A 14,873-nucleotide genomic window follows, 5' to 3' on the forward strand; every position below is an offset into this window, starting at 1 on the left:
TTAAAAATGAATGATACAGAAAACTATATATATAGTACGCCACGGCCAGACAGAGCTTAACAGACATGGAATTGTACAGGGCCGGGGGATGGACACCGATTTAAATGACGAAGGGCGCAAACAAGCCCGGCAATTTTTTGAAGCTTATAAAACCGTACCTTTTGATAAAATATACATATCGGCCTTAAAGCGCACCCTGCAAAGCGTACAACATTTTATTGAGCTGGGCATACCATATCAAAAATTATCCGGACTGGATGAACTGGCCTGGGGAATACACGAGGGGCAACCCAGTACCACTCAAAATAAAGCTGCCTTTTTACAGATTATGCGCGATTGGCTTGACGGCCGGTTAGACAGTAAATTTGAAGGCGGCGAAAGCCCTAACGAAGTTGAAGCACGTGAACGGGAAGCACTTGACGTGATTATGAGCCACCCCGAAGAAAAAACAGTATTAATTTGTATGCATGGCCGGGCTATGCGCTTATTGCTTTGCATATTAACCGGTAACCCGCTTACGGCCATGGACACTTTTCCGCATCAAAACCTGGTGCTGTATAAAGTAATATATGACGGCGAAAAGTTCGAGATCGTCGATTTTAACAATGCCGAACATTTAAAACAATCCTGAAGAGAGCATTTTTGTGAATAAGATAAGAATATCAGCAGTAAGCTACACCAACACCAAACCCTTTATATACGGCATCCAGCATAGCGGATTATCAGACAAAATTGAAATGAGCCTTGATATGCCGTCAGACTGTGCCCAAAAACTAATTGATGATGTGGTTGATATCGGGCTTATTCCCGTAGCAGCAACCTTGAACCTGCCGCAATGGGAAATTGTATCTGAATATTGTATTGGCGCTGTAGGCCCGGTAAATTCAGTTTTTGTATTTAGTAATTGTGATATTAAAGCTGTGAAATACCTGCAGCTTGATCCTGAGTCGCGCTCATCAAACAACCTGGCCCGGGTTTTATTAAAAAACTATTGGCAGGTAAGTCCTGAACTTATTAAGAATGCGGTCGATTACTCTGAATCAACCGACGCCAATACGGCATTTGTGCAAATAGGCGACCGTACCTTTGGCAAAAAAGAGAAATATACTTATGTGTATGACCTTGCCGGAGAATGGCAAAAATTTACAGGGCTGCCCTTTATGTTTGCCGGCTGGATAGCTAATAAACCCATCCCCCAGGATTTTATGGATGAGTTTAACGCCGCACTTAAATATGGACTTGACCACCGTGCCGAGCTTTTTAAGGAACTACCTGTACGCCATGATTTTGACATACCGGATTACTTGATGCATAAAATAGATTTTGATCTTACAGACGACAAAAGGAAGGCGTTTTATATGTTTTTAGATTATATAAAGGCGTTAGACGCTTAATTGTCTTCAAACATTTTTTTAGCTCTTTCATAAATAGCCATTTTTTCGGGTATGTGGTTTCCGCCAAACAATATTTTTGTAACGGTAACCAGATCCCCTTTATCTGCTATAGGGTTAAGTCCCCTTTTTTTCCAATACCAGCAAGCGCCCGATAGCGGATAAGAGTTAAGCAACAGATCCGGGTTGTTTAGAAAGTCGATCCCGGCAGATTTTGACAACTCCTCATAAATGCTTCTCCCTGTCAGAAAAAAATATCCGCGACCGCGAAACCTCCATCCGTCACCGCTTTCCTCATTACCATTACCCATTTTGTCTGCATATATCCTGTTTGCTATTTTTTGAGGGTTGTTTACATAATCTTTAACATTTGTTTTGTTAAACTTTGCGGGGAAAACTCGTAATAAACCGGCTTCCGGGTAATTAAGATTCTCTTCTTTTCTAAAAAACGATACAGATTCAAAGCCAATTTCTGCTATGAACATTGCTTTTCTTTCGGGAGTGGTTATTTGGTACAGGGGCAGCAATTTATTTAGCCTGATTACTAAGCTGTCTGCAGGTGTTAATTTTATAGCTGGAAATATAAATTTCAATTGTTGTTCGGTGATGTTTTTGTATTCTGGCGTGTTACTGGTGGGTAAAGTGCCGGTTTGCTCGGAGTAAATTTGCGGTACATACAGCGGAATTTTATTAATTACGTCGCTTTTTGCCTGCCCTGTTAACTTAACTGCACTGTAATGGTTTATCAAATTTGCAGCCCAGGTTCTTAAACTATCGGTATTGCTTTGGGGCTTTGAGTTGAGTATATTAATGCCGATTTCAATATAACTTTTTGCTATTTCACTCTCTTTTTGAGCTTGGGTGAAGTAAATTCCAAGAGCCGGTATAAAAACCGATGAAATTAAACCGGCAATTCCTAAAGATATATTTTTAAATCTTTCGGAACTATTTGCTTTTTTATTTTCTTCCGGGGCGTCTTTTGATCGGGTAGTTTTTCCTTCTTCCATTCTTATTATAATAAGATGATAAATACGTATTTAAATTTAATTAAAATTTGTTGGTTAAATCCCTGGTATTTTGCCTGTTAGGTAAATAATTTATAATGATATAAAACCTTATGGCGTAAAATACATTGGTTATATTAAAAAACATTAATTCGAGATAAATGAACCCATCACTATTATTAAAAGGACAAACAGCGCTGGTTACCGGCGCCGATAGCGGAATTGGTAAAGCTGTGGCCCTGGCGCTGGCCGGCGCGGGTGCAAAACTGGTTATAAACTACGCCCATAACCACGATGCTGCTGAGGCTACTGTTAACGAAATAAAAGCAGCGGGCGGCGAAGCCATTGCTGTTCAGGCAGATGTAAGTCACGAAGCCGAAGTAAAAGCCATGTTTGCCCAGATGTATGCCCAGTATGGCACCATAGATATTTTAGTAAATAACGCTGGTTTGCAAAAGGATTCAAAATTTGTTGATATGACCCTTGATGACTGGAACACAGTGATCAGTGTAAACCTTACCGGCCAGTTTTTATGCGCACGTGAGGCAGCAAGAGAGTTTATACGAAGGGGAGTAGTTGAAGAACGAAGCCGGGCGGCAGGCAAGATCATTTGCATGAGCAGCGTGCATGAAGTAATTCCCTGGGGCGGGCATGTAAACTACGCGGCCAGTAAAGGCGGTATCAATATGTTTATGAAAAGCATAGCCCAGGAACTGGCGCCACATAAAATAAGGGTTGCAGGAATTGGCCCGGGTGCAATTCAAACGCCTATTAACAAAGACGCCTGGGAAACTCCCGAAGCTTTAGATAAACTGCTCACGCTGATACCTTATAACCGGATAGGGAAACCGGAAGATATTGGTAAACTGGCAGCCTGGCTGGCATCAGACGAGGCCGATTATATTACCGGTACCACCATTTTTATGGACGGCGGCATGACTTTGTACCCCGGTTTTGCCGACAACGGCTGAAATTTGTGGAGATTAAAAGTGAAAAATCGGTTTAGCTTTCAGCAAACCGATTTTTTTATGCCTTTTTATATTAACATATTGTAAATTATACACTAAGTACTTTGCCAAAAATTAAATTTTATACGTCAAATTGACTGTTATTATCAAATATTCATAAAAGTTAAAAAATATTTGCCACATTGATAACATTACTATACTTTTGTTATGGATTTAAAATTTAAACGAACATGAAAAAGATATTTATAACAACCGCAATTGCCGCTTTATTAAGTGTTAATGTATTTGCTGCCGATGGTGGTAAAAGAGTAGATGGTGGAACTAACGTTTCTTACGTTGCGTTACATGGCTTTACAGTTGATTTTGCTGACGCAAAAGATGTAAACTGGACAGTAACTAAAAATTGCCAAAAAGCAACCTTCACTGTTGATGGTGTTAAGAAAACTGCTTTTTACAATCTTAACGGTGAGTTTTTAGGAGTAACACAAAGAGTTGATGTTAAAGCTATCCCTGCAAAAACCTTAAAACAAATTGAAAAAGATTACAAAGGTTATGAAATTGCCGAAGTGATTGTTTATCAGGCTAACACCGAAGTAAATGATACTATCGACCCTACATCATACTTTGTTGACCTTAAAAATGATGCTCATGAAGTATTGGTAAGGATCACTCAACAAGCAAACCTTGAATTTTTTCAACAAGTAAAATAATTCTAAAAGTTTTCATAATTATAAGCCATTCCGGTACATCGGAATGGCTTTTTTTATGTTAAAAAATGCTAAATCCTTATGTTTATTGTCAATATATAGCAAACAAATACACTGTTTTTGCCTTTATTAATATGTATAAATTATTAATATAAGTAAACAGACATGCCCAAAACAATAATTGTATCTAACCGGTTACCAGTAAAAATTTCAAATGCAGATGATGAATATATTTTATCACCAAGTGAGGGAGGATTAGCAACAGGTTTAGGTTCAATATATAAGCAAGATAATAACGTTTGGATAGGGTGGCCTGGCATTGAGATAACCGAACAGCATGATAAAGACCGTGTTACAGATCAGTTAAAAGAGTTAAGCCTGGTACCTGTATTTCTTGACCAGGAAGAAATAAACCAGTATTATGAAGGATTTTCCAATGAGGTTTTATGGCCTGTTTTTCATTATTACGCTTCCACCTATGCCACCTATAAACAATCAAACTGGGATTATTACAAAACTGTAAATGAGAAGTTTAAGGACATTATATTAAGTATTGCCGAGCCCGGGGATATTATTTGGATCCATGATTACCAATTATTGCTTTTACCCGGATTGGTACGAAACGAGCTTCCCGATGTGTCCATAGGTTTTTTTCTGCATATACCTTTTCCTTCACATGAAATGTTCAGGTTAATACCCTGGAGATCAGAACTATTGGAAGGTATGCTTGGAGCCGATCTTATCGGTTTTCATACGTTTGATGATGTGCGTCATTTCTTAGGGGCAACAACGCGTATTTTACCGGTAACCACCTCGTCAAACATAATCACTATGGATGAACGCTCCATTGTAGTTGAATCGTTTCCGATGGGAATAGATGAGAAAAAATACGCTTCACTGCCATTACAGGATGATGTTAAGGAACAAATTGAGCTGATCAGGAACAACTTTAAAGATAACAAACTTATCCTCTCTATTGACAGACTTGATTACAGTAAAGGAATACTGCAAAGATTACAGGCTTTTGAACTGATGCTGCAGCTTTGTCCGGAGTGTATTGAGAAAATAGCCCTTTACATGATCGTGGTGCCATCGCGTGATACTGTGCCTCAGTATGCTCATTTACGCGACGAGATAGACAAAAAAGTAGGGAACATCAATTCCATATATCGTACTATGGATTGGACGCCTATACATTATTATTACCGGTCGTTCCCAATCGAAATGCTGTCGGCCCTGTACTATACGGCCGACGTATGCCTGGTAACTCCCATGCGCGATGGCATGAACCTGGTAAGTAAAGAGTATGTGGCCAGTCGTATAAATAATGATGGTGTGTTGATATTAAGCGAGATGGCAGGATCATCTAAAGAATTAATTGATGCTATAATTGTAAACCCTAATAATACCGGCGAGGTATGCCGGGCTATATTGGAAGCGGTTAACATGCCCCTTGAGGAGCAGCAAAAAAGGATGACCTCCATGCGGAAACTGGTAGCTAAATTTAACATTTCGCACTGGGTTAAAATTTTTATGGACCGGTTAAAAGAAGTTAAGCTAATGCAACGCTCTATGCAAGCCAGGCATGTGAGCTTTTCGACAGAACAATCCATTATCAACCGGTACCTGAAAACAAAAAAAAGGATCATCTTTTTAGACTATGACGGCACGCTGGTTAACTTTAAATCAGATATTGAACAGGCCAGCCCTGATAAAGAATTGTACACCATTATTAATAAACTGGTTGATGATCCGGCCAATCAGGTAGTGCTGATAAGCGGCCGTAAGCATGAAAACCTTGATGAATGGTTTTGGGATACCAACATGTATCTTATTGCCGAACACGGATCATGGTTTAAACAGCAAAATACATCGTGGCATAAAATTTCAGGTCTTACAGACCAGTGGAAACACGACATATATCCCATTCTTGAAACGTATGTTGACCGTACCCCGGGCTCTTTTATTGAAGAGAAAACCTACTCCCTTGTGTGGCATTACCGCAAGGCGCCAAGTGGCTTAGGCGAGCTAAGGGCCAGTGAGCTGATGAACAATTTGAAATATTTGGCCAGTGATAAAGGTTTACAGCTGTTGGCAGGGGATAAGGTGCTGGAAGTAAAGAACATGGATATAAACAAAGGAAAAGCGGCTTTAACCTTAACTGAAGGTAAAGACTATGATTTTGTTATCGCTTTTGGTGATGATTATACCGATGAAGACATATTTAGAGCGTTGCCTGAAAGTGCTATAACTATAAAAGTTGGCAGCAATTTATCGGCAGCGAAATTTTATTTACGCAACCCTACCGAGGTACGTAAGCTGCTCACCAGCTTTGTACAGCACACACACGAACCGGTATCTTGATCCGTTCATTTTTTCTTATTAAGACAAGCCCTTATTATAAAAATATGGGCTTGTCTAATTTTATGGCTATCCTGTAGGCCGCGTTCATTAAACCCACATGACTGTAAGCCTGTGGGAAGTTGCCCCATTGGCTTCCGGTTTCTTCATCAACGTCTTCACTAAATAATAACAGGTGATTGGAGTATTGCAGCAGGTTTGCAAATTCTCGCTGCGCATCATCCAACCGGCCAACGCTCGCTAAGGCTTCCACATACCAAAATGCACATATCAGGAAAGTAGTTTTGGGTTTACCAAAATCATCGGTATACAGGTATCTGTAGAATAGACCATTAGGTGTTCTCAGCTCTTTTTCTAATGCAATCAGGTGGTCTTTAGCCCTTTGCGATGTTGGGTCAAGATAGTTCATCATAATTAGCTGCAAAGTGCTGGCATCAAGGTTTGAACTTCCTGCCGAATTAGTATAAACTTTCCTTACCGGATCGTAACAACTTTCAATATGAGCGGCGGCGCGCTCTTTTAAAGCAATGGCTTTATCAGTAAGCTCCTTGTTTTCAATGGTACGGGCCATTTTTTCGGCAGCGGATGCACCTGCCCATTGAAACAAATTACTGTAACAGTGTATATTGGCCATATTTCTGAACTCCCATATCCCGGCATCTTTTTCGTCAATAGTGTGTTCAATTTTGTTCAACAGGAACTCGATCCATTTAACCGAATCCTTCCTTTCCGAAAATACAAAACGATGATCGGTATATAGCGGAAGCATAGATATCATTACCTGGCCGTAAATATCGTTCTGTATATGCTCATAAGCCTGGTTACCAATACGTACCGGCTGATTGCCCATATATCCGTCCAGATCGGTCAGTATTTTTTCAATAAGATTTTTCTTTCCGGTCACCCCGTAAAGCGGCTGATAGCGGTCATCTTCAGAAAAGGAAATATCTGTAACATAACCGAAATATTTTTCCATCTCTTCAAAATGCCCAATGTGGTTTAATGCGGTTATTACATAGTAAGTATCACGCAGCCAGCAGTAGCGGTAATCCCAGTTGCGGCCGCTTCCAGGCGACTCGGGCAAGCTGGTAGTGCTCGCGGCTATAATTGCCCCCGTATCTTCAAACTGGTGTATTTTTAAAGCCAGGCCCGAGCGGATCACAAAGGGCTGGTAATATGTAGCAATAGAAGAGTGTTTGATCCAGGTGCGCCAGTATTGAATGGTTTCAGCCAAAAATCGGTCAGCGGTTGAGATCAGGGCCGCCTCCAGCGGTTCGCCATAGGTGAGGGCCAGGTATTTGGTTTCATTTAAAACAAAAGCCTGTTCATCAAAAACATAACTTATGGGAATGTTGGTAGTAAGCCTGATATTTTCTTCGCCGCCAAGGTATTGTATATGATTGCTGCCACGGTTCACATTTAATTTTACCGCGCCATATTCAGATACGGGTTCACATTTAACGATAACTCTGGGCGAACCTTCAATAGCTTCAATTTTCCTGATCAGCATTAACGGCTTATAATAACGCTGATGCTGATAAAACCGGGGAGCAAAATCGGTAATACGATATTTACCACCACTTTTGGGGCTTACTTCGGTTATTAAAACATTGGTGTTTTCAAGATAGTGTTGCTGTGAAGTGAATTCATCCTCAGGTAAAATGGAAAATTCGCCGCCTTTCTTTTTATCAAGCAGGCCGCCAAAAATGAAGGTACTGTCAAAGCATGGCCAGCAGAGCCAGTCAACATTAGTATTTTTATTGATATGGGCCAAAAAAGCGCAGTTTCCAATTATTCCGGTATCATAGGTATGTCTGTCCATCAATTTTACAATTTTTGTGCAATAAGTGTGTAATCAAAAAGGTCAACAATAATTTCTCCGTAATGTTGGCGTAAAATTGCAGTATAATTGTTTTCTAAATTTTGATTTATTAAATAATGTATATTAACTTAGTAGTCATTCACTATATATAAAACCACACTATTATGAGTTTACGATTAGGCGATAAGGCCCCCAATTTTAAAGCAAAAACATCAGCAGGCGATATTGATTTCTACGAATATCTTGGCGATAGCTGGGGAGTGCTTTTTTCGCATCCCGGCGATTACACACCGGTTTGTACTACCGAACTTGGAAAAACCGCTGCGTTGAAAGATGAGTTTGCCAAACGCAATGTTAAAGTATTGGCATTAAGTGTTGATTCGGTTGAATCACACAGCGGCTGGATCAATGACATTAACGAAACACAGGGGGTAGAGGTAAATTTCCCTATAATTGCCGATGAAGACCGCAAAATTTCTGAAGCTTATGATATGATACACCCCAATGCCTCGGTAAATGCAACTGTAAGGTCATTGTTCATCATTGGGCCCGATAAAGCGGTTAAGCTGATCATTACCTATCCGGCATCAACAGGACGTAATTTCCAGGAAATTTTACGGGTGATAGATTCATTGCAGTTAACGGCCAATTATGGTGTAGCAACACCAGTTGACTGGAAGGACGGGGAAGATGTGGTTATTGTACCCGCTATAAAAACTGAAGACATTCCTGCCAAATTTCCAAAGGGTTATACAGCTGTAAAACCTTATTTAAGGATAACTCCGCAACCAAATAAATAATTTTATTTGGTTTATTAATTATTTTATATATTTGAAAAAGGTAGGTTTATCTATTCCTTCTGATTATTAAAACCATTTTATTTTCAGTTTGGCTTTAGTTTTTAATCTTAACACGAATTTTTTAATACGATAATTATAATTATGAAAACTGGAAAAGTAAAATGGTTTAACACACAAAAAGGTTATGGCTTTATAGTTACCGAAGATGGTAAAGATCTTTTTGTACACTTCAAAGATGTGCAGGGTGGCGTAAATGCCATTAAAGATAATGATGAAGTTACTTACGAAGTGGAAGAAGGAAGAAAAGGATTACAAGCAGTAAACGTAAAAAAAGCATAGTTAACCAATGTTCTTAAAAAAAGACCTCTGCATACACAGGGGTTTTTTTGTGTTTAAATTTTTGATTATATATAATTCTGCTACTTTAGCCGTTCAAATGCCTATAAAATTATGACTCCAGCTTCTTCGGCCAAAGCCACAAGGAATATCATTTTCCTGGTTCTTGTTGCTTCACTTGGTTATTTTGTTGACATCTATGACCTTGTTATTTTTTCTATCGTGCGGGTAGAAAGTCTGCACGCCATTGGCATATCAGAAGCCGACATCAGAATGCAGGGCGTTTATGTAATCAATATGCAAATGTTTGGCTTACTGTTAGGGGGTATTATCTGGGGCATTATCGGCGATAAATTTGGCAGGATACGGGTATTATTCGGGTCGATCCTGCTATACTCCATTGCAAACTTTGCCAATGGATTGGTGCATGACATTAATACTTATGCTATTATCAGGTTTATCGCTGGCGTTGGTCTTGCCGGTGAATTAGGGGCCGGAATAACGCTGGTAACGGAAACCCTAAGCAAAGAAAAACGCGGGTATGGCACCATGATGGTTGCCGTTATTGGCCTTTTCGGCGCTGTAGCTGCTGCTACCATAGCCAAGTATGGCTGGCGTAACGCTTATTTTGTTGGCGGCATTTTAGGCATAGTTTTATTGCTTTTAAGGTTAGGGACTTTTGAATCGGGAATGTATAAAAATGTTGCCCAGAGCAAGGTGTCTAAAGGAAATATGTTCATGCTATTCAATAATGGAACAAGGCTCAAGAAATACCTCTATTGCATTTTAATTGGAGCACCACTTTGGTATGTAGTTGGTATATTAATTACCCAGGCTAAGGAATTTGGCGTGGCATTAGGTGCAAAAGAGGTACTTAGCGCCGGGCCGGGCATATTATATAGCTATGTAGGAATAGCCGTAGGGGATATCTTTGCCGGTTTGCTTGCCCAAATCACCAAGTCGCGGAAGTTGACTATGGCTGTGTTCCTGATATTATCCGTTATTAGTGTTACCGCGTATTTAAGTGCCAAGGGTATTACAACATCGCAATTTATATGGCTGAGTTTTTTTATGGGTTGCACAGTGGGTTATTGGGCTACCTTTGTTACCATTGCTGCAGAACAGTTTGGTACCAATATCCGGTCGACCGTTACTACAACGGTACCAAATTTTGTACGCGGCTCATTGATCCCCATTAACTGGGCTTTTGATGCGTTGGTGAAACATAATGGAATGATCAACAGTGGTTATATTATGATGGGTATACTTACTGTAATTGCTTTATTATCGTTAAGTCAGTTAAAAGAAACTTTTGGCAAGGATTTAAATTACGTGGAGATCAGTTAAGTTTGAATTAGTTATTGAATTACTGAATAATTCAATAACTTAATAATTCGACAACTCAATAATTAATTAATGATAAGTAAAGAACAAATAACCGCCGATTATCAGCAAATACAGGATGAAATATGCGCCGCACTGGAACTCACTGATGGTAAAGCCACCTTTGAAGAAGAAGTATGGGAACGCGAAGGTGGAGGAGGAGGCCGTACACGCATTATTCAGAATGGAAATATATTTGAAAAGGGTGGTGTAAACTTTTCCGCCGTACATGGGCAGCTGCCCGAGAACATGAAAAGGGCCTTACAGGTAACAGAGGACGACTTTTTTGCCACCGGTGTATCCATTGTGATCCACCCAAACCACCCAATGGTTCCCATCATCCACATGAATATCAGGTACTTTGAAATGCCTTCGTCTTTTGGCAATGAGCACCAGCCTGTAAGATGGTTTGGCGGCGGTATTGACCTTACACCACACTATATTATTGATGCCGATGCCCAATATTTTCACAGCAGCATTAAATCGGTGTGTGATGCTTATTACCATGATTTTTATCACCGGTTTAAACTTTGGGCCGATGATTATTTTTATATCAAACACCGCAATGAGACCCGCGGTATCGGCGGAATATTTTATGACCGCTTAACCGCCAATGAAGAACTTTCATGGGATACCATTTTTGATTTTTCAAAAGCTTTGGGACGTTCATTTATCCCGGTGTATACTGAATTGGTTGAACGTAACCGCCATTCATCATTTAATGAACAGGAGCAATTATGGCAATACCTGCGCCGCAGCAGGTATACCGAATTTAACCTGGTATATGATGCCGGTACCAAATTTGGACTGGAAACCAACGGTCGTATCGAATCCATATTAATGAGCCTGCCACCTACGGCCAAATGGCTTTACAATTACCAGCCCCAACCAGGCAGCGAAGAGGAGAGGACCTTATCGTTATTGAAAAAAGGTATCAACTGGGCTTAATACCAAACCTATGAAAAAAAATGTGTTTGCTTTTTTATTTATAGCCATACTATGTTCGTTTACCTTTAGTAAAAGCCCGCTCAAAGGTGTTTGGGAGTACAGGGGAGGGTTGTTGAATGGTAAACTGGATAGCGCGTCAACTGCCTATAAGTTACAACGCACGTATGACGATCATCAGTACAGTGCTTTGGTAATTGAAAAAGGCGAAAAGTCTTTTGTTTATGAGAAAGGCGATTACCTGTTACAGGCCGACACCTGTTTTGAAACACAAACCTATTGCAACCAACCATCAAAATTATTAGGTAAAACGGTAAAATACCTTTACCAGATCAGTAACGATACGCTCAAATTAATAGCAACATTGCCAAACGGTAATAAGGTTGAAGATCATTGGATAAAAGTGAAATAATGCAATACCTGCAACGTTAATAAACTGGTTAATGTGTATAAATCCATGCGCATATTCTCCGCTGAAAATGGCACAATAACAAACTATTTTCTTAACTTCGCAGGTCGTTTAAAAAACACTTTTTAACGCACAATTATAGAGAAGATTCCACAAATAAATAAAAATGGCCGAAGGAACAGAAAACGATAATTCAAGCAAGGAAGACAGAATAATTTCGATAAATATTGACGAAGAAATGCGATCCGCTTACATTGATTATTCAATGTCGGTGATCGTTTCCAGGGCATTACCCGATGTCCGCGACGGATTAAAACCTGTACACAGGCGTGTTTTGTATGGCATGCTTGATCTGGGTTTAAATAACAACAAGCCTTATAAAAAATCGGCCCGTATTGTGGGCGAAGTGATGGGTAAGTATCACCCACACGGCGATAAATCAGTTTATGATACGATGGTGCGTATGGCCCAGGAATGGAGCTTGCGCTACCTGCTGGTTGAAGGCCAGGGCAACTACGGCTCTATTGACGGCGACGAACCAGCGGCAATGCGTTATACAGAAGCGCGTTTGCAAAAACTGGCTGAAGAAATGCTTGCTGACATCAATAAAGATACCATTGATTTTCAGCTGAATTTTGACGACTCTTTGCAGGAGCCAACCGTTTTGCCTTCCAAATTCCCTAACCTGCTGGTTAACGGAGCATCGGGCATTGCGGTAGGTATGGCTACCAATATGGCCCCGCACAATCTTTCGGAAGTTATTGATGCCACCATCGCGTTAATTGATAACCGCCAGATAGAGGTTGCGGAGTTGATGAAATATGTTAAAGGTCCGGATTTTCCTACAGGTGGTATCATTTATGGATTTGAGGGTCCGCGTGAAGCGCTGGAAACAGGCCGGGGCAGAATTGTGATACGCGCCAGGGCCGAGATTGAAACACATGGCAGCGACCGGGAACGTATTATTGTAACCGAAGTACCTTATCAGGTGAACAAGGCGCTGATGATTGAGCGTACCGCCGAGCTGGTTAATGATAAAAAGCTGGAAGGTATATCGGCCATAAGGGATGAATCGAGCCGCGAAGGCATCCGCATTGTTTACGAAATTAAGCGGGAAGCTAATGCAGCCATCGTGCTCAATAATCTGTTTAAATATACGGCACTGCAAACATCGTTCAGTGTAAATAATATTGCACTGGTTAATGGCCGCCCGATGATGCTTAACCTGAAAGATCTGATACATCATTTTGTTGAGCACAGGCATGAGGTTGTTGTACGCCGTACTAAATTTGAACTGGCCGAGGCTGAAAAACGCGCCCACATATTAGAGGGCTTATTGATCGCCCTGGATCATCTGGACGAGGTTATCCGCCTGATACGCGCGTCACAAACACCAGACGAAGCGAGAGAAGGTTTGATGAGCCAGTTTGGCCTTACAGATATACAGGCCCGCGCTATACTTGATATGACGCTGCGCCGGTTAACCGGACTGGAACGCGACAAGATCAAAGATGAATATGCAGAGTTAATGAAGCTTATTGATTATTTAAGATCAATTTTAAATGACGAAGGCTTAAGGATGCAGATCATTAAGGACGAACTGTTAGAAATTAAAGATAAATACGGCGATGAGCGCAGGACCGAAATGGTTCATTCATCAGCCGAAATGCAAACCGAAGACTTTATTGAGGATGAAGATGTGGTGATCACCATATCGCGCGAAGGTTATATAAAACGTACTCCTTTAACCGAATATCGCCGTCAGGGCAGGGGAGGCAAAGGATCTATAGGCAGTAACAGCCGCGATGCCGATTTTATTGAGCATTTGCTGGTTGCCTCAAACCACAATTACATGTTGTTCTTTACCGAGTCGGGGCAATGTTACTGGCTCAGGGTATTTGAAATTCCCGAAGGAACCCGTACCTCAAAAGGAAGGGCTATTCAAAATATCATCAATATTCCGAAAGAAGAGAATATCAAAGCTTATATCAAGTTGATCAACCTCAAGGATAAAGAATATCTTGAAAACAACTTTATCATCATGTGTACCAAAAAAGGTACCATTAAAAAAACATCGCTCGAAGCTTACTCACGCCCGCGCGCCAACGGTATAAACGCCATCAACATTAACGAGGGCGATTCATTACTGGAAGCAAATTTAACCAGCGGAAGCAGCGAAATAGTGATGGCGTTAAAATCGGGTAGGGCTATTCGTTTCAATGAGTCAACTGTCAGGCCAATGGGCCGTACGGCTACCGGTGTTCGCGGTATAACCCTTGATGGGGAAAATGATGAGGTAGTTGGTATGATCAGTATTGACGATGCCGAAACAACCGTTTTAGTAGTTTCTGAAAAAGGTTATGGCAAACGTACAGACATTGACGACTACAGGGTAACCAACCGTGGTGGTAAAGGTGTAAAAACTTTAAATATTACTGAAAAAACCGGAAACCTTGTTGCCATAAAAGGTGTTACTGATAAAGAAGACCTGATGATCATCAATAAATCGGGCATTATTATACGTATAGCCATAAGCGAACTAAGAACAATGGGACGGGCTACACAAGGTGTAAGGTTAATTACACTTAAAAATAATGACGAGATAGCCTCTGTTGCAAAAATTGAGCATGATGAGGATGAAGAAAAGGAAATTGATGAAAATGCCGAAGGCAATGCTGATGATAACGATGCAGCTAACAACAGCGAAGAATCAACTACTGACGAAACAACTGAATAAATAAATATGC

General features: G+C 40.5%; 13 protein-coding genes. 11 read left to right on the top strand and 2 right to left on the bottom strand.

All coding sequences use genetic code 11. The annotated features are described in order from the left end of the window. Window positions 1-10: 10 nt before the first annotated feature. Entirely contained in the window at window positions 11-631 is a 621-nt protein-coding gene (locus J2W55_RS15845) for a histidine phosphatase family protein (protein WP_310097539.1), read from the top strand. Window positions 632-644: 13 nt separating this feature from the next. Further along, window positions 645-1,394 (top strand): menaquinone biosynthetic enzyme MqnA/MqnD family protein, encoded by a 750-nt coding sequence (locus J2W55_RS15850; RefSeq protein ID WP_310097541.1) that lies wholly within the window; start codon window positions 645-647, stop codon window positions 1,392-1,394. Here the strand turns inward: J2W55_RS15850 and J2W55_RS15855 are convergent. Beyond that, a complete protein-coding gene (locus J2W55_RS15855; protein WP_310097543.1) occupies window positions 1,391-2,398 on the bottom strand; it encodes a glycoside hydrolase family 19 protein in 1,008 nt (335 codons plus the stop codon). The genes J2W55_RS15850 and J2W55_RS15855 overlap by 4 nt on opposite strands. A 158-nt stretch (window positions 2,399-2,556) precedes the next feature. On the opposite strand from J2W55_RS15855, the gene J2W55_RS15860 reads away from it, so the two are divergent. The 3 genes from J2W55_RS15860 to J2W55_RS15870 all read left to right on the top strand — a co-directional run bounded on the left by J2W55_RS15860 (window position 2,557) and on the right by J2W55_RS15870 (window position 6,434). Next, a complete protein-coding gene (locus J2W55_RS15860) occupies window positions 2,557-3,366 on the top strand; it encodes an SDR family oxidoreductase (RefSeq protein ID WP_310097545.1) in 810 nt (269 codons plus the stop codon). Between the two features lie 227 nt (window positions 3,367-3,593). After that, entirely contained in the window at window positions 3,594-4,073 is a 480-nt protein-coding gene (locus tag J2W55_RS15865; RefSeq protein WP_310097550.1) for a hypothetical protein, read from the top strand. A 162-nt stretch (window positions 4,074-4,235) separates the two neighbouring features. After that, window positions 4,236-6,434, top strand: a complete 2,199-nt coding sequence (locus J2W55_RS15870) for a bifunctional alpha,alpha-trehalose-phosphate synthase (UDP-forming)/trehalose-phosphatase (protein WP_310097552.1) — start codon at window positions 4,236-4,238, stop codon at window positions 6,432-6,434. 34 nt (window positions 6,435-6,468) lie between these two features. Here J2W55_RS15870 and J2W55_RS15875 read toward each other — a convergent pair whose 3' ends face one another. Next, window positions 6,469-8,253, bottom strand: a complete 1,785-nt coding sequence (locus J2W55_RS15875; protein ID WP_310097554.1) for a glycoside hydrolase family 15 protein — start codon at window positions 8,251-8,253, stop codon at window positions 6,469-6,471. A 164-nt stretch (window positions 8,254-8,417) separates the two neighbouring features. Between J2W55_RS15875 and J2W55_RS15880 the strand changes: the two genes are divergently transcribed. The 6 genes from J2W55_RS15880 to gyrA all read left to right on the top strand — a co-directional run bounded on the left by J2W55_RS15880 (window position 8,418) and on the right by gyrA (window position 14,863). Further along, window positions 8,418-9,053 (top strand): peroxiredoxin, encoded by a 636-nt coding sequence (locus J2W55_RS15880; RefSeq protein WP_310097557.1) that lies wholly within the window; start codon window positions 8,418-8,420, stop codon window positions 9,051-9,053. A gap of 141 nt (window positions 9,054-9,194) precedes the next feature. Further along, complete coding sequence (locus J2W55_RS15885; RefSeq protein ID WP_310097560.1) at window positions 9,195-9,392, top strand: cold-shock protein; 198 nt, start codon at window positions 9,195-9,197, stop codon at window positions 9,390-9,392. A gap of 111 nt (window positions 9,393-9,503) precedes the next feature. Beyond that, window positions 9,504-10,736 (top strand): MFS transporter, encoded by a 1,233-nt coding sequence (locus J2W55_RS15890; RefSeq protein ID WP_310097563.1) that lies wholly within the window; start codon window positions 9,504-9,506, stop codon window positions 10,734-10,736. Window positions 10,737-10,805: 69 nt separating this feature from the next. Beyond that, a complete protein-coding gene (gene hemF / locus J2W55_RS15895) occupies window positions 10,806-11,720 on the top strand; it encodes an oxygen-dependent coproporphyrinogen oxidase (RefSeq protein WP_310097567.1) in 915 nt (304 codons plus the stop codon). A gap of 10 nt (window positions 11,721-11,730) precedes the next feature. Beyond that, on the top strand, window positions 11,731-12,129 hold the full coding sequence (locus J2W55_RS15900) for a hypothetical protein (RefSeq protein ID WP_310097572.1): 399 nt from the start codon (window positions 11,731-11,733) through the stop codon (window positions 12,127-12,129). 163 nt (window positions 12,130-12,292) lie between these two features. Then, window positions 12,293-14,863, top strand: coding sequence for a DNA gyrase subunit A (gene gyrA / locus J2W55_RS15905; RefSeq protein WP_310097575.1), 2,571 nt, complete (start codon window positions 12,293-12,295; stop codon window positions 14,861-14,863). The last annotated feature ends 10 nt before the right edge of the window (window positions 14,864-14,873 follow it).

The sequence above is a fragment of the Mucilaginibacter pocheonensis genome, assembly GCF_031456535.1.
Taxonomy (GTDB): domain Bacteria; phylum Bacteroidota; class Bacteroidia; order Sphingobacteriales; family Sphingobacteriaceae; genus Mucilaginibacter; species Mucilaginibacter pocheonensis.

Bases quoted from the DNA above. Each gene is read 5' to 3' on its own strand.
- J2W55_RS15865 (WP_310097550.1), top strand. From the start codon at position 3,594: ATGAAAAAGATATTTATAACAACCGCAATTGCCGCTTTATTAAGTGTT.
- J2W55_RS15885 (WP_310097560.1), top strand. From the start codon at position 9,195: ATGAAAACTGGAAAAGTAAAATGGTTTAACACACAAAAAGGTTATGGC.
- J2W55_RS15890 (WP_310097563.1), top strand. From the start codon at position 9,504: ATGACTCCAGCTTCTTCGGCCAAAGCCACAAGGAATATCATTTTCCTG.
- J2W55_RS15900 (WP_310097572.1), top strand. From the start codon at position 11,731: ATGAAAAAAAATGTGTTTGCTTTTTTATTTATAGCCATACTATGTTCG.
- J2W55_RS15860 (WP_310097545.1), top strand. From the start codon at position 2,557: ATGAACCCATCACTATTATTAAAAGGACAAACAGCGCTGGTTACCGGC.
- gyrA (WP_310097575.1), top strand. From the start codon at position 12,293: ATGGCCGAAGGAACAGAAAACGATAATTCAAGCAAGGAAGACAGAATA.
- J2W55_RS15870 (WP_310097552.1), top strand. From the start codon at position 4,236: ATGCCCAAAACAATAATTGTATCTAACCGGTTACCAGTAAAAATTTCA.
- J2W55_RS15880 (WP_310097557.1), top strand. From the start codon at position 8,418: ATGAGTTTACGATTAGGCGATAAGGCCCCCAATTTTAAAGCAAAAACA.
- J2W55_RS15855 (WP_310097543.1), bottom strand. From the start codon at position 2,398: ATGGAAGAAGGAAAAACTACCCGATCAAAAGACGCCCCGGAAGAAAAT.
- hemF (WP_310097567.1), top strand. From the start codon at position 10,806: ATGATAAGTAAAGAACAAATAACCGCCGATTATCAGCAAATACAGGAT.
- J2W55_RS15875 (WP_310097554.1), bottom strand. From the start codon at position 8,253: ATGGACAGACATACCTATGATACCGGAATAATTGGAAACTGCGCTTTT.
- J2W55_RS15845 (WP_310097539.1), top strand. From the start codon at position 11: ATGATACAGAAAACTATATATATAGTACGCCACGGCCAGACAGAGCTT.